Source organism: Paenibacillus baekrokdamisoli, from assembly GCF_003945345.1.
Lineage (GTDB): Bacteria > Bacillota > Bacilli > Paenibacillales > Paenibacillaceae > Paenibacillus_Z > Paenibacillus_Z baekrokdamisoli.
The window spans coordinates 6,619,805-6,634,115 of the sequence record NZ_AP019308.1 but is presented as its reverse complement, the minus strand read 5'-3'; the positions used below and the strand labels follow the sequence as shown (position 1 = coordinate 6,634,115).

Here is a 14,311-nt window from a genome sequence, read left to right as displayed (position 1 = left end):
AAAGCAACCTGCCTAGATAACGCGTGCATGCATCGAATCTTTCTTGACCAGTTTCTAGGTCAATTCCCGATATTCAAGCGGCGTACTGTTGGTAACTTTCTTAAACAAGCGTGTGAAATAAGGAGCGGAGTCGAACCCGACTTCCGCAGCGACTTCATGTATTTTTAAGCTTGTACTTTTCAATAAATGTTTGGCGCGTACAATCCGAACCTCCGTAATGTAATCGAGCAAATTAGTTCCTGTAAGCTGCTTGTAAAGGCGCGATAAATAGGGTGGACTGAGGTAGACAACTTCGGACAATCGTGTAAGCGATAGATCCTCCCGGATGAAATCGTTAACATATTGATGTATACGCCGTATCATATCATGGGTCCTTTCTTGCTGCATGTTGCCGTTATAATCAGCAAGCGCCTCACCCAGCCTACAAAAATAGGCAAGTGCAGCCTGCCAAGAACTATGATTTTCCATTTGGGTGTATTTATCCAGTTGCAGCTTTGTGCCAATATTAGAAACAAGATTACGACGGTTCACATACGATAGAAAAAATGCTGATAAATTAGCGAACATTTCCAGTGTTAAATAAGTTATCTTCGTCTCGGGCAATTCTGTCTCGTCAAAACGTGTAAACTCCTCGAACATCAGTAAAAATTGCGATTTATCTCCGTTGTCCAGATGTGATTCCAGAAGATCCAGCTTCCGCATATGATTGCGGAACGCAGTCTCAGCAAAGAAGGCTCGGTTGGATCGTTCCCCAGCTCCCGCTGCAGGTTCAGTTTCTGTTACGAGCATTTCTTTGCTTCGAATCAAGCCGTTGCTGAGCATCAGCTTGAGTGAATCGAATTGTCGGGCAGCTTCTTCCCAAAGGCATGGGCGCGAGCTCAAAATTAGAGAGATCGGCAGCTTCAACAGCTTACCGCACGTGGCCTGAACCGATTCCGAAGTTCCTTTGACAAATTGATGAAGCCTTTCCCATTCATCTGTCAAATCATAGTCGCGCCGATCTTCAGTAAGGCCTGGCTGAACGAGCCAGACGAAGCGGAATCGGTCGTAGGGTATGAAGAGGAACCGAGATTTTGCAGCCAAATAGTCTTCAGCGATATTCTGTATGGAATAGAGCATGAGCGCTTTGTCCGACATCGACACGTATGTCCCCCAGTCATCCACCCGTCCAAGTGCGATATATACGGGTTGATCCGGATCTAATTCGATGCCGAGCTCTGGAAATCGTCTTTTTAGGCCTACGACTGAATCTCCTTCTCCAGCAAGTAGGTCAAACAAATAATCTCTACGTAAAGTAGGGAGCGCTTGCTGCAGCTGATTGCGGGCATTATTGAGAATGCTGCCCTCCTGCAATTCCAACTTGATCTCTTCCACAGCCTTCTCAATGGCGCGGAAAATCAATTCATCGCCTTCCGTTTTCAGAACATAGTCCATTCCCCCTTTTCGAATGGCTGTTTGAATATAATCAAAATCGTTGTAACCGGACAAAAAAATAATTTTGCAGCGCGGCCATTGTTCCCGTACTCGATCCGCCAGCTCGAGTCCGCTCATCCCCGGCATCCTTATGTCGGTAAGTAATATATCTAAACGCATCCCGCGCATTTTATCCAACGCTTGAATACCCGTATACGCTTTGGAAATCGTCAACTCGTAACGATCCCATTCGTGCAGTGCATCCGTCAAATAATCGACAGCTAGCGGCTCATCATCAACCAGCATCAAGTGCAGCATATTGTTCCCCCTGACCCTTCATCATCTGAATTTTCATTGTCACCTTAAGTCCTCCGCCCAACCTCGAACGTAAGCTAATGCCTGATTCTCCACCGAATTTCAACTGCAGTCGGCGATTTACATTGTTCATGCCGCTGACTTCGACATTTACATTTTCGGATAAAAATCTGCTATTCCAATGAGCGAGATCCGTTTCTGACATGCCCGCCCCATTGTCTTCAACCACGATGCGAATTTCATCCTCGTCTTCTTCAAGTGAAACGGACAGAATACCATCTGCTATCGTATTTTCAAGTCCGTAATTATAAGCATTCTCCACCAGCGGCTGCAAGATAAGGCGCGGTACCATCAATGAGTGTAATCCTTCAGGCAAATCGCTTATCATCACTTTAACGCGATTGGAAAAACGGATGTTTTGAATTTCCATATACGTGCGTACGTGATGCCACTCCTGCTCGAGCGGAACATCATCTCCTGTTTTCTTTGTAATGTAGCGGAAGTAATCGCCTAGATATTTTGTAAATTTCAAACTATTTTCATAATCCTGAGCCTTGGTTATCCGGTATAGTAAATATAAGCTGTTGTACAAAAAGTGAGGGTTGATCTGAGACTGCAGTTGGTTCAACTCGGCCTGCTGCATGAGCAGCTTCTGCTCGTAAACCTCGTAGATAAGCGTTTTCAGCTTGGCTGTCATTCCGTTAAATTGTTGATATAAATAACTGAATTCATCTCTACTTTTATGGTGCAGCGAGATGGACAAATTGCCAGTTTCAACATTACGAAGAGCGCGCACCATCTTCGTCATAGGTTTGTGAATCACTTGATAAACCCAATAAGAGACCAACACAATAATTGCTGCTGTAACAATAGACATGATGATAATGAAGCCTTTGTATTTTTTTAACGGCCCCAACACTTCCGACTCCGGCACATAAACCAGCAGCGTCGTATCCGTATCAGGAGAATACTCGTAGGCTGTAATATAATTTTGCTTGTTCAGTTGGATCGTTTTAATCCCTTGTCGAGCATTACTATTGCTCTTCACCCATTCACGAACTATTCTCGTCATTGGCTCCATCTCTTGTTGGTTCGTATCGCTTGCAATCATCCATTCCGAACTCACAATTGCGGCACCGCCTTGTTCATAATTGGCGATTTGCTGTAAGAACTGCTGCAATTGAGGGACCGATACTTCGGTTTCCAAGACGAATAACGGGTCACGTTGGGGCGAAGTAGGTACAGATGGATAAAATTCACGAAGAAACAAGCTGCCTTTCTTATAAAAGAAAGGCGATTTATGCGGTTCGTCCCGTGAACTTCTTAGTGATTCCAATACTTCTGGGGAGAGCGTTTTCGACAGTTCCTCAGTCGAGACAATTCGTTGAATTGGAGGAATGTAGACATTAGCCTTAGTAACATAAATCCCCGCGCTCTTCATCATCTCCAGCTTTTGCTGAAATTGTTTCACCATAGTTGATCGATCGTAATAAGATAAGCCTTCTGCTATCACACTTAAGGAGAGCAAATCGTTATCGTTAACGTATTCCCGCTGTAACCGAACCATACGATCGATTTCCTTATTCAACGAATTGTTGTAAAAATGGATCTGGGCTTGCATTGATTTTGATATTTCATTTCTGACAATCCGAGATCCCAAATCATTCATCTCGATCGCCAATATATAAACAGGAAGTATCACGACGAAGAACATAACTAGCAGCTTTGTAAAAATGGAAAACCACCAATTTCGCCGATTTAATTTCATAGACATCATATATCCCCCTTAACACTATGACTCTACCATAACCTGTTCATCAGTTTGAAGGCCGCATCCTGCACATCGGTAAAACAAAAAAGAGCATAACCAGTGTATTGATCGGTACGCTCATTTATTCGTAATCGTTTGATTTACTATAGCATTACAAGATGATGCGTGCCAATGCCTGGAAACATAAATATCCGAACCCATTCTGTCTGCACCGTGTACGGGTTATCATTTCATAATCCCAATAAGCCCCAAAGAACGTGAGCTTAAAAGCCTCACAAACGCCTTGTGCTTGCCCGGATTCGCCGCTTTCCCGCTGAAAAGCTTGATCCGCAACGCGCCTTCGCTCGTCAGATCGCCCGAATAGGCGACGGTTACAACGTCTCCTTCTTTGACCGACGGCTCCAGGCCCTCGCCGTCCTGTAGACGGGAGAGCCACTCATGATTACCATTTAAAATGCGGATCGCGGATCGAGCGACAATGTCTTCATATCGATAAGCGGCATCACGCCAAGATCGACGGCAAACAAGTTGCCGACAATCCTCTCATGCGCCGCAGCCGCTTCCCCATTGCTCATCATGAGATGCAGCGCGATGATTTTGGCATGAACGCGCTTTGTGTAGGGCTGCAGCTCCACCCACTTTTGCAAATACGGCAAAGCAAACTCGAACCTATACTGCCTCACCTCGTAATCGGCAATATGCTCCAGCAGATCGATAAACTTCAGCTCCAGCTCGCCCCGCCGTTCCTCAGCCCATAGGTAGTCGTTCTCCGCCAAATATCCGTCCCGATACAACTCCACCGCTCTCTTCGCTTCAGCAACATCATTGCCGTCCATGCATCGCCGATAGGCTTGTTCAAACTCTTCGTAATCCCACTGTTCAGGAGACCATAGAAGCCGGCAGAGCCCCCCTCCGGCGCGAGTTTGCTCGATCACGTCGAACAGACCGAACGTTTCCAGCTCTTTTCGGAGCTGATACACCGTCGTATATAGCATCGATTGCGCCCGTTCTGCGTCGCGGTCCCCCCACAGCGCTTCCATGATGTTAGCTTTGGCGATCGGCTGACCCCGGTGGTGCAGCAGAAACGCGAGCAGCTCCTCCGTCTTTGCTCTACGAAACTTCAGATTATCCCCCTTCCCGGTTTCCAGGGAAAATCGCCCGAAGCTTTGAACAGTCAAGCGTTTTGGCTGCGCATATGACCGCTCTATCCCTCGCCTCTTGGAAAAACGATCCAACGTCTTGCGTATCCGTTCCGCCGTCATCGGCTTCATGACATAATCGAGTGCTTCCGTCTCGAAGGCATATACCGCATAATCGTCATAGGCGGTTATGAAAACAATGGCGACGTCGGGCCTGTTCTCTTGAATTCGTCCGGCCAGCTCCAGCCCGTGCATACCCGGCATCTTCATATCGATGAATACGATATCGGTCTCCGTCGTGAGCATCCGCTCCAGCAATTGCTCCGCGTCGTGAAAAAGTCCGCAAATGTGCACATCGTCGAACGACCGCAGCACGCTTTCGGCCATTCTCAAAGCCGGAAGTTCATCATCGACCGCCATTATATTGATCATCTGCAAGTTCCCCCCTTGGAATACGAATTGCCACGATCGTACCACCGCTCGCCTTGCTTTCCATCGTGAAACCGCGGCCGTACATACGGTTCAAGCGCTGTTTGATATTTCGCAGAGCGACGCCGCTTGCTGCCTCGCGGTCGCCGAACGGCTGATCTTTCATTGGCGGCGTAAGTCCTGCGCCATCATCTTCGACCGTTATCATGACCTCATCCTGAACAGTGTGAACAGAAATGGTAATCGTGCCTCCCTGTTTCCTATGGGCTAGGCCGTGATGTACCGCATTTTCGACGAGCGGCTGAATGACGAGCGGCGGCAGCAAGCAATTCATATCGCCGTTAACATCGTAGATGACGCGCAACCTCTCGCCGAAACGGGCTTTCTCGATCGACAGATAGGCCTCCACAAGCTCCATCTCTTTGCGCAGCGGCACGAGCCTGTCCATATTTCGAAAATCAAAGCTGCCCCGCAAATATTGGCTGAGCTTGGCCAGCAAGTCCCGCGCAGCCTGCGCATCATCCAGTGAGAAAGCCGAGATCGTATTTAGCGCGTTGTATAGAAAGTGAGGCTTGATTTGTGCCTGCAAGAACGCCATCTCGGCGATGATGGATTCGCTGACGGACATTTTCATTTTCAGCAGTGTCCGTATGCGCGCTTTCATTTCTCCCGCATCGACCGGCTTACTGAGAAAGTCGTTCACTCCCGCGTCGAACGCCGCCAACATTTCCTCGGGCCGCGATCTTGCCGTAAGCAACAGCACCGGGAGCTCCGACAGCGAGTATCGCTTGCGGATCGTTCTGCATATCTCGTAGCCAGACATGCCAGGCATCATAAGATCGACAACCGCCAAGTCGATGCGTCTATTGTGCTCAAGCTGGTGCATCGCTTCCATTCCGCTTGAGACGGCAATAACTGTATAGTTCTCCAGGGACAATAGGTTCAGCAGCACCTGCCGATTCGTGGCATCGTCGTCCACAACGAGAACGGTAACCGTTCCATCGCCGTCAAGCCTGATCGTCTCTGACGAGGATGCAGCTGATGCGGCCGTTTCCAGCAAGGCGAGCGACATTTTCTCTCCTGTTGCAGCCGGTTTCTGCACTGCCTCGCTTGCTAGGGGCAGCGTAAACGTGAATACCGCGCCTTTCCCAAGCTCCGACTCCGCCCAAATGATTCCGCCGTGCAATTCCACCAATCGCCTGGCAATGCTGAGTCCAAGCCCCGTTCCGCCGTAGCCTCTCTCAATCGAACCTTGTACTTGCTCAAATGATTCAAATACAGCCTCCAGCTTATCCTGCGGAATCCCGATGCCGGTATCCGAAACGGAAATCACCAGCCAACCGTTTTCCTCCCGAGCCGCAACCCTAATTTCGCCTTCCGCGGTGAACTTAAGCGCATTCCCGATCAGATTGTTTAAAATTTGCATCAGCCTGTCTTCGTCTGCATAAGCGACGTGTCGATCGCTCAGAATTTCTATGTATCGCACCGGCTTGACTCCGGCTAGATGGCGGAACATTTCGAATACGACGCTCACGACTTGTTTTAAAGCAACCGGCTGCCGCTTCAAAACAAGCTCTCCGTTTTTCAATTTGGCGAAATCAAGAAGATCTCCTACCAGATTGGACATTCTTTTGCCGGTACTTACGATCATGGCCATATTTTCCTCTTGCTTCGACGACATTCGACCGGCTGCGCCCTCAAGCAACGATTGGGCGATATTAATAATTCCGTGCAGTGGCGTTCTCATTTCATGCGATGTATTGGCTAGAAATTCGTCCTTCAAACGGTCCATGGAACGCAGCCTATCCGAAAGCATATGAACCTCCCCGAACGCATACACAAACCTTTTGGACAACAGCAACCCTTGCGTAAATGCAAAGCACATCCATGCGGCAAGTGCAACATAAGAGAATTGGCCGATACCGATAAATTCGAGGCTGGCCGCGGCGGCGAAGAACAGCAATGACAGCGCGCCGATCAACATGTAGAATGGAACGTCCTTCTCTCGCATCGCGCCGACGGACATGATGTATACGACATAAAGGTTTCCAATAAACGCCAAGCCGAAGCTGAAGACGCTCATATGCGAAAAGACCACAGCCGGAGTCGCAAGAATGAACAGCATCTGCCCAGCCGCGATGATCCCAAACACTCTCATTACGGGCTTGTTGAACAAAATGGGAAAGGAATGCCGCGCGTACAGCAGCAAAAATAATTGCGTACAAGCACCGGACAAATCTTGCAGCTTCGCAAATAATTCGTATGGAATGTTCGGCAACAACAAAGACATGATTTTCTCTCCGTGCGTCACCGTATATAGGCAAAAAGATACGCTAAACAGGCCGAAATAAAGCCAAGAGCGCTCCAGGCCACGCATCCAAAACAGCATAATGAAAAAGATCCCCATAATCAAAAATGCGGACGTCGTCAATAAATCCTTCGCTATCGCTGTCTCCCGAGCAGACTGAATGTCTTGCTGGTAGCCGAGGACGACAGAACTGGTGATTCCCCCCTGAAAATAGCGATAATTCGCGACCTGAATAATAATGTCGGCACGATTGCCGTCCGCCGAAAAATAACGAACGTAAGGCGCATTGACAGACACCGTCTCCGACTTGTTCTTCTCAGGAATGCCGCGAGCGCCGATCTCCCGGCCATTTACGAACAGCTTGTGGGCCGTTTTAATATTCGTCTGCCTGATTCCGTAAATCCGCCCGGCCTCTTCCGGAAGCTTCACACGCAAGCGAAACGTTCCATATCCGTAAGGCGAGCTCTTGGATTGCTTGTCCACATAATGCTCCCAATTGTCCGGCACATGAACGTAACGCGTCATTTCCGGCCTGTTGCCGTCCTGTTTGTCCAAATCGAAGTCGGCCGGAGTAAGGAGGCGACCAGAGTAAAATTCCCACTCCCCATCGAGGGGCACGATGCCATCAGCAGCAAAATCCCGCTGCGTTAAATCCAGTTCCCCGTTGACCGCTTCTGGTCTTCCTTCGACCGACCGGCTTGTCACATGCCAGTACGTTATACTAAGAAAAAGCATCACACCCAAAATCATTAATGCAATCACTGCTTTATTGCGCGTCATTCCGTCGTCCCCTTATCTAGATCTCCAATGTATTCCATTCGACATGCATGTCGAATTTCCTTGGAGCCGGTATCATTGCCGGTTTACAGGAGCCTTTATTAGCGCTCTCTAGAGCTTAGAGGACGAGGAAGATTTCTGCTATGAAGCTTATTATGGTTTCATGTTTATAATGATTGTGTTAACTAGGTTACTGATATATGACTATTTGTTTATATATGGTAATATTTGAGGAGATTGATATTATTAGAGGGGGAGAAAACCAGAGATGAAAAAAATCATTGCCCTATTGTTGGCATTAACCCTAGTTATGTCAATGGCAAGCGTGGCATCTGCGCATTCTGGCCGAACAGACAAACACGGCGGCCATAAATGCTCAGAGAAATCCAAGAAAAAAGGCTTATGTACCGGATATCACTATCATTGATTTTGTCCTCCGGGCACACTCGTAAATTAATGGGGGGAATAGTGTGTCTTTAAGTGATGATTTAGAAAAAACACCAGTAAAGAATATTGAAAGTATAGAAATTCCCAAAACTAATAAACCTTACTTATATGGTTTTGGTGGATGGTTAATCTTATTTTCAATAGGAATAGCCTTTCAATTTTTAGGTAATTTTAAACTTTTAATTGATAATTATGAATTTGCAACTTCGGATGATTTTTTAAATTTGACTCAAGTCAGCAGTGAAAATTATAACTCTCTGTGGAAACCAACAATCTGGTTTGAAATGCTCGGTCAAGCATCATTAGTTGCTTTAGCTTTACTAATCGCTTTCTTTTGTATTAAAAAAAGTCCTAAATTTAAGACTATCTCGATAACATACATCGTGTTTTCCCTGGTTTTCCAAGTCATTTTACTACTTGTATTATCGAAGATACAGCAGGACTACACCTCTGAATTGTTTTCTGAAGGTGAGCTATATACTGATCTCATTAAAAGTATTATTTACTCAATTATTTGGATTCCTTACTTTCTAGTATCTAGAAGGGTCAAAAACACATTCACGCCTTCACCAGAACTAGAACAGAGTTAACTGAGACTAACGTTGCTCTCGATGAAATTATAGATCGTCTAGCTCACAAAGACGACAAGAAACCAGACTCGTTTACCTGAATGTGACCAAAGAACGCAAAAAAGAGGCTTCGCAAAAGTTCGGAGAACTGATGCGAAGCCTCTTTACCGCGCGTGACCAAATGATGCTGCGAAGGACTCGAAACCCTTACTACATAAGGGTTCTCGGGTCTTTCTTACATCATGCCGCCCATTCCGCCCATACCACCCATGCCGCCCATGTCAGGCATGCCTGGTTTGTCTTTTTCTGGTTTGTCAGCAACAACTGCTTCAGTTGTCAGGAACATAGCTGCAACGGATGCTGCGTTTTGAAGAGCGGAGCGTGTTACTTTCGCAGGGTCAACGATACCAGCTGCGAACATATTTACCCACTCGCCAGTAGCTGCGTTGTAGCCTACGCCGATCTCTTCGTGTTTCAGACGCTCAACGATAACGGAGCCTTCTTGGCCTGCGTTAGCTGCGATTGTGCGAACTGGCTCTTCAAGAGCGCGAAGCACGATGTTAACGCCTGTTTTCTCGTCGCCCACTGCGTTAACAGCTGCAACTGCTTTGTATACATTCACGAGTGCAGTACCGCCACCGGAAACTACGCCTTCTTCAACTGCTGCGCGAGTTGAGTTCAGGGCATCTTCGATGCGCAATTTGCGCTCTTTCAATTCTGTTTCAGTCGCTGCGCCAACTTTGATAACAGCTACGCCGCCAGCAAGTTTAGCAAGACGCTCTTGAAGCTTCTCACGGTCGAAGTCGGAAGTTGTTTCTTCCAGCTGCGCACGGATTTGGTTGATGCGAACGTCGATATCTTTCTTGTCGCCAGCACCGTCAACAACGATTGTGTTTTCTTTTGTTACGCGGATTTGACGCGCGGAACCAAGCTGTTCAACTGTTGTTGCTTTAAGCTCAAGACCAAGCTCTTCTGTGATAACTTGACCGCCTGTAAGAGCAGCGATATCGCCAAGCATCGATTTGCGACGGTCGCCAAAGCCTGGAGCTTTAACAGCCACACAAGTGAATGTACCGCGAAGACGGTTAACTAGAAGCGTAGCAAGAGCTTCGCCTTCAACGTCTTCAGCGATGATTAGCAATTGCTTGCCGGATTGAACAACTTTCTCAAGAACCGGAAGGATCTCTTGAATGTTGGAGATTTTTTTGTCAGTGATCAGGATGTATGGGTTATCAAGGACAGCTTCCATTTTATCCGTATCTGTGATCATGTATGGGGAAAGGTATCCGCGGTCGAACTGCATACCTTCAACCACTTCAAGCTCTGTTACGAAGCCTTTGGATTCTTCAACAGTAATAACGCCGTCGTTTCCAACTTTCTCCATAGCTTCAGCGATCAATTGACCCACTTCATCATCGCCAGAGGAGATGGAAGCAACTTGTGCGATCGAATGTTTGCCTTCGATTGGTTTAGCAATCACTTTAAGCTCTTCAAGAGCTGCGCGAACTGCTTTCTCGATACCTTTACGGATAACCATTGGGTTAGCGCCTGCAGTAACGTTTTTCAAGCCTTCACGAATCATAGCTTGTGCAAGAACAGTTGCTGTTGTTGTTCCGTCACCGGCAACATCATTTGTTTTTGTAGCTACTTCTTTAACTAGTTGAGCACCCATGTTCTCGAATGCATCTTCCAGCTCGATTTCTTTTGCAATGGATACACCATCATTTGTAATCAACGGGCTACCAAATTTTTTCTCAAGTACCACGTTGCGGCCTTTAGGACCCAATGTAACTTTAACTGCATTCGCAAGAGCGTCAACTCCGCGCAGCATTGCGCGACGAGCGTCTTCGCCAAATTTAATTTCTTTAGCCATTGTCAATTACCTCCTGAAATAAATTTGATTTTGGTGATGCGTTAAGTAAGATTTACCATGTATGTCGGGGTCAAAGCGCTTCGCTTATCCCAAAATTGCGTGGATGTCGCTCTCTTTCATAATCAAAAGCTCTTTGCCTTCATATTTAACTTCAGTGCCTGCATATTTGGAGAACAATACGCGGTCGCCTTCTTTAACTTCAAGTGCAATGCGAACGCCGTCTTTCAACGTGCCGCTACCTACTGCGATAACTTTGCCTTCTTGCGGCTTTTCTTTCGCATTGTCCGGCAGCAAAATGCCGCTTGCAGTTGTTTCTTCTTTCGCGATTGGCTCAATCAATACGCGTTCACCCAAAGGTCTGATCATGAAAATAGCCTCCTTCTAATTTATGTTGCTCTATATTCTTATTAGCACTCGCAACTGTTAAGTGCTAACAACCATTTTTAATAATACCGATTTTGAATCCAAATTTCAAGTCCTTCCCACTAAATTTGCATGATTTTAATAGTTATGTAGTTTTCCTTCAGCATGATGGACCCATACGAGCGCAAAAAAAGCCGGCCAGCGGCCGACTTCGATTAATTTCCGTATTCTTCTTCCCAAGCTTTATCTGCTGCCAGCTGCTTACGATAGACAACGCTAGATAGTAGAACACTTATTTCGTAAAGGATAATCAGCGGAACCGCAACCAAGGAGTCCGAGATAAAATCTGGAGGTGTTACGACAACGCCGATGAAGATAAGAACGAAATACGCGAGACGTCTCATTTTGCGAAGACGCTTTGGCGTCAGAATACGAAGCTTGGTCAAGAACATGATGACAATCGGAAGCTCAAAGAGCAAGGAGATTGGAATCAGAATATTGAACATAAACGAGAAATATTGCATAACGCCATAGGTCTCTTCTAGATTCAAATGTCTAGCAACCTTAGTCGTGAAATTAAACGCCATCGGAAACACGACAAAGTAAGAGAAAGCAAGTCCAATCAAGAACATGATGAGTACAAAAGGCACATAGATTAAAGTGGCCCGCTGCTCCTTGACCCGAAGTGCTGGCTTCACGAATCCCCATAATTGAAAAGCGGCAAACGGCAGCACTAGGATAAGCGCAATAACAAGCGCAAATTTCATATACATGCCAATTCCGTCCCATAGGGAGAACGCATGCAGCGACATGCCATTCACAGGCTCTTGACTCATCAAATAGTTATAAGCAGGATCCGCCATGAATAGTCCAATGATCATGCCTATGATTAGAACAATAAGCACATAAATTAGCCTGCGGCGAAATTCGCCAAGATGCTCGAACAATGACATTAATTGCAATTCATCATGAGAAGCACCCGGAGCCTTAGATTTGGTCACCGACTACTCACCTCTCTTTCTCGTTCAGGTGCTAACTTGTTTATGTTCCATTCATAAAGGTCATAAAAAAAGCGGGCCCCGTTATTCCGGGAGCCGCTTGTTGTCCGCCTCTGCGTCGGTTTTACGGATCACTTCAGTCCGACTTACTTCCTTGCGGTCATCGTTGTCATCCATCATATCTCTTGCGCCTGCTTTGAATTCCTTCAATGTGCGGCCAAACGCTCGGCCAAGCTCAGGCAATTTGTTAGGTCCGAACAGCAGCAATGCAATAAGGGCAAGTAGAATAAAGCCAGTTACGCCAATACCGTTAAACATAGTCACAACCTCCTAATAGTTTCATTAATCAATCTGACTCAGCAGCCGTGCAAGCCTCCGTAGCCCATCTGTACAATATCTTCTCTAGTGATAACATCTCCTGCCAAAATTCGGGGCAATAACGCATCAAATGAAGTATAAGGATCATGCATGACACAACCAGGTAATCCCATAATAGGTTTACCTTCTAAATATCCAATAAGCAGCATGGAGCCAGGAAGCATAGGTGTACCATAGCTTACAATACTCGCACCCGCTTCTTTAATAGCTGCCGGTGTACGGTCATCCGGATCAACGGACATCCCACCAGTTACAACTATCATATCATATTGTTGTGAAAGCAAATAGTGTATTTCCTTGACAATAATTTGTCTATCATCAGGAGAAAATCGTTGTTCTGCAATTTCTGAACCGAGAGCTTCCACTATACGACGGACGGCTGGTCCGAACTTATCTTGAATACGGCCGGAGAACACTTCTCCCCCAGTAGTAAGCAGTCCGATCCGGAATGAGCGAAGCGGCCTAACCCTTACTGGGGAGCGGCCTTCATGAAGTAAGCGATAGTTGTCTACTAGCTCCTCGACAGCCGCTACTTTTTCCTCTGGAACGAACAATGGAACAACTCTTGTCGCTGCGAGTTGTCCACCTGGCATAACGACGGAGTGAGTCCGAAGCGTCGCTAATGCGATCTCACCTAAATGATTAATGGCATGAACAAGTGAGGCATCAATGACCGCTAGCCCTGGAACATTCAGATCAGACTTAATAGCAACCTTACCTTCATGCGGATCGGTCATCTTCGTACCTTGGCCCTGAAGCGCAGCAGCCATTCGCATGGCAGCTTCATCCTCATGGAGATCGCCTTCGCCCAGCTGCATAATATAGATATGCTCCTTACCGATATCAAGGAGCCTCGGAATGTCAGCTTCCGTGACAATATGCCCTTTTTTAAATAAACGGCCTTTGAACTGCCCCGGAATGATTTGGGTTAAGTCATGTGCCAGCCGAAGACCAATCGCTTCCTTTACGGGTACTTCCTTGAGAGAAGTACCAGATTGTGGCTCGCTCATTCGTTATGATCTCCCATTCTACCAGATAGAATGCTAAGCGCATGGGGAAGCTGATCCATAATGGCCATTAAATTCTCATGAACACCCTTCGGACTGCCCGGCAAATTAATAATTAATGAACGCCCTCGAATACCGCACACGCCCCGTGAGAGCATCGCACTTCTTGTCCGTTGAAGCGCTCCGATACGCATTGCCTCAGCAAGGCCGGGAACGATTCGGTCTATGACCTTCATTGTCGCCTCTGGAGTCAAATCGCGGGGAGCGAGTCCAGTGCCGCCAGTTGTAATCACGAGATCCGCTTGAAAATAATCCGTCATTTCAATAAGTGCGGCCATAATTTCGTCCTGTTCATCAGGCACAATGCGATAATCGACAATCTCTCCGCTCAATTCTTCTTCAACCAATTCCCTGATAACCTGGGCACTTGTATCTTCCCGTTCTCCGCGTGAGCCTTTATCGCTTGCCGTTAACAACGCCACTTTCCAACGCATGAACTTCTCCCCCCATCCGAAAAACGAATA

The 14,311-nt window shown here is 46.8% G+C and carries 12 protein-coding genes; 2 read left to right on the top strand and 10 right to left on the bottom strand.

Features of this window, described 5'->3' with window-relative positions; genetic code table 11:
• Positions 1-54 precede the first annotated feature (54 nt).
• The 4 genes from EKN16_RS29265 to EKN16_RS29250 form a co-directional block, all read right to left on the bottom strand.
• Complete coding sequence (locus tag EKN16_RS29265) at positions 55-1,731, bottom strand: response regulator (protein ID WP_125664835.1); 1,677 nt, start codon at positions 1,729-1,731, stop codon at positions 55-57.
• Positions 1,709-3,496: a sensor histidine kinase gene (locus EKN16_RS29260; RefSeq protein WP_164523042.1), complete on the bottom strand. Its 1,788-nt coding sequence runs from the start codon at positions 3,494-3,496 to the stop codon at positions 1,709-1,711. The genes EKN16_RS29265 and EKN16_RS29260 overlap by 23 nt, the downstream gene beginning before the upstream one ends.
• 452 nt (positions 3,497-3,948) lie before the next feature.
• Positions 3,949-5,070, bottom strand: coding sequence for a response regulator (locus EKN16_RS29255; protein WP_125664831.1), 1,122 nt, complete (start codon positions 5,068-5,070; stop codon positions 3,949-3,951).
• Complete coding sequence (locus EKN16_RS29250; protein ID WP_125664829.1) at positions 5,045-8,155, bottom strand: ATP-binding protein; 3,111 nt, start codon at positions 8,153-8,155, stop codon at positions 5,045-5,047. The genes EKN16_RS29255 and EKN16_RS29250 overlap by 26 nt, the downstream gene beginning before the upstream one ends.
• A 265-nt stretch (positions 8,156-8,420) precedes the next feature.
• Here EKN16_RS29250 and EKN16_RS29245 point away from each other — a divergent pair, with 265 nt between their 5' ends.
• Positions 8,421-8,579: a YHYH domain-containing protein gene (locus EKN16_RS29245; protein WP_125664827.1), complete on the top strand. Its 159-nt coding sequence runs from the start codon at positions 8,421-8,423 to the stop codon at positions 8,577-8,579.
• Between the two features lie 43 nt (positions 8,580-8,622).
• Entirely contained in the window at positions 8,623-9,189 is a 567-nt protein-coding gene (locus tag EKN16_RS29240) for a DUF2569 domain-containing protein (RefSeq protein ID WP_164523041.1), read from the top strand.
• A 214-nt stretch (positions 9,190-9,403) separates the two neighbouring features.
• Here the strand turns inward: EKN16_RS29240 and groL are convergent, their stop codons facing one another.
• The 6 genes from groL to EKN16_RS29205 form a co-directional block, all read right to left on the bottom strand.
• Entirely contained in the window at positions 9,404-11,041 is a 1,638-nt protein-coding gene (gene groL, locus EKN16_RS29230) for a chaperonin GroEL (protein ID WP_125664823.1), read from the bottom strand.
• 84 nt (positions 11,042-11,125) lie between these two features.
• Positions 11,126-11,407 carry a co-chaperone GroES gene (gene groES, locus EKN16_RS29225; RefSeq protein ID WP_125664821.1) on the bottom strand — a complete coding sequence of 94 codons (282 nt, stop codon included), beginning with the start codon at positions 11,405-11,407 and terminating at the stop codon, positions 11,126-11,128.
• Between the two features lie 212 nt (positions 11,408-11,619).
• Positions 11,620-12,357 (bottom strand): twin-arginine translocase subunit TatC, encoded by a 738-nt coding sequence (gene tatC / locus EKN16_RS29220; protein WP_125666775.1) that lies wholly within the window; start codon positions 12,355-12,357, stop codon positions 11,620-11,622.
• 129 nt (positions 12,358-12,486) lie between these two features.
• Positions 12,487-12,720 carry a twin-arginine translocase TatA/TatE family subunit gene (gene tatA, locus EKN16_RS29215; RefSeq protein WP_125664819.1) on the bottom strand — a complete coding sequence of 78 codons (234 nt, stop codon included), beginning with the start codon at positions 12,718-12,720 and terminating at the stop codon, positions 12,487-12,489.
• Positions 12,721-12,758: 38 nt separating this feature from the next.
• A complete protein-coding gene (locus EKN16_RS29210) occupies positions 12,759-13,790 on the bottom strand; it encodes a molybdopterin-binding protein (protein ID WP_125664817.1) in 1,032 nt (343 codons plus the stop codon).
• Positions 13,787-14,281 carry a MogA/MoaB family molybdenum cofactor biosynthesis protein gene (locus EKN16_RS29205; protein WP_125664815.1) on the bottom strand — a complete coding sequence of 165 codons (495 nt, stop codon included), beginning with the start codon at positions 14,279-14,281 and terminating at the stop codon, positions 13,787-13,789. The genes EKN16_RS29210 and EKN16_RS29205 overlap by 4 nt, the downstream gene beginning before the upstream one ends.
• Positions 14,282-14,311 lie beyond the last annotated feature (30 nt).

Coding starts and splice junctions, on each gene's coding strand:
- EKN16_RS29265 (WP_125664835.1), bottom strand. CDS start 1,731: ATGCTGCACTTGATGCTGGTTGATGATGAGCCGCTAGCTGTCGATTAT.
- EKN16_RS29260 (WP_164523042.1), bottom strand. CDS start 3,496: ATGAAATTAAATCGGCGAAATTGGTGGTTTTCCATTTTTACAAAGCTG.
- EKN16_RS29255 (WP_125664831.1), bottom strand. CDS start 5,070: ATGATCAATATAATGGCGGTCGATGATGAACTTCCGGCTTTGAGAATG.
- EKN16_RS29250 (WP_125664829.1), bottom strand. CDS start 8,155: ATGACGCGCAATAAAGCAGTGATTGCATTAATGATTTTGGGTGTGATG.
- EKN16_RS29245 (WP_125664827.1), top strand. CDS start 8,421: ATGAAAAAAATCATTGCCCTATTGTTGGCATTAACCCTAGTTATGTCA.
- groL (WP_125664823.1), bottom strand. CDS start 11,041: ATGGCTAAAGAAATTAAATTTGGCGAAGACGCTCGTCGCGCAATGCTG.
- groES (WP_125664821.1), bottom strand. CDS start 11,407: ATGATCAGACCTTTGGGTGAACGCGTATTGATTGAGCCAATCGCGAAA.
- tatC (WP_125666775.1), bottom strand. CDS start 12,357: ATGTCATTGTTCGAGCATCTTGGCGAATTTCGCCGCAGGCTAATTTAT.
- tatA (WP_125664819.1), bottom strand. CDS start 12,720: ATGTTTAACGGTATTGGCGTAACTGGCTTTATTCTACTTGCCCTTATT.
- EKN16_RS29210 (WP_125664817.1), bottom strand. CDS start 13,790: ATGAGCGAGCCACAATCTGGTACTTCTCTCAAGGAAGTACCCGTAAAG.
- EKN16_RS29205 (WP_125664815.1), bottom strand. CDS start 14,281: ATGCGTTGGAAAGTGGCGTTGTTAACGGCAAGCGATAAAGGCTCACGC.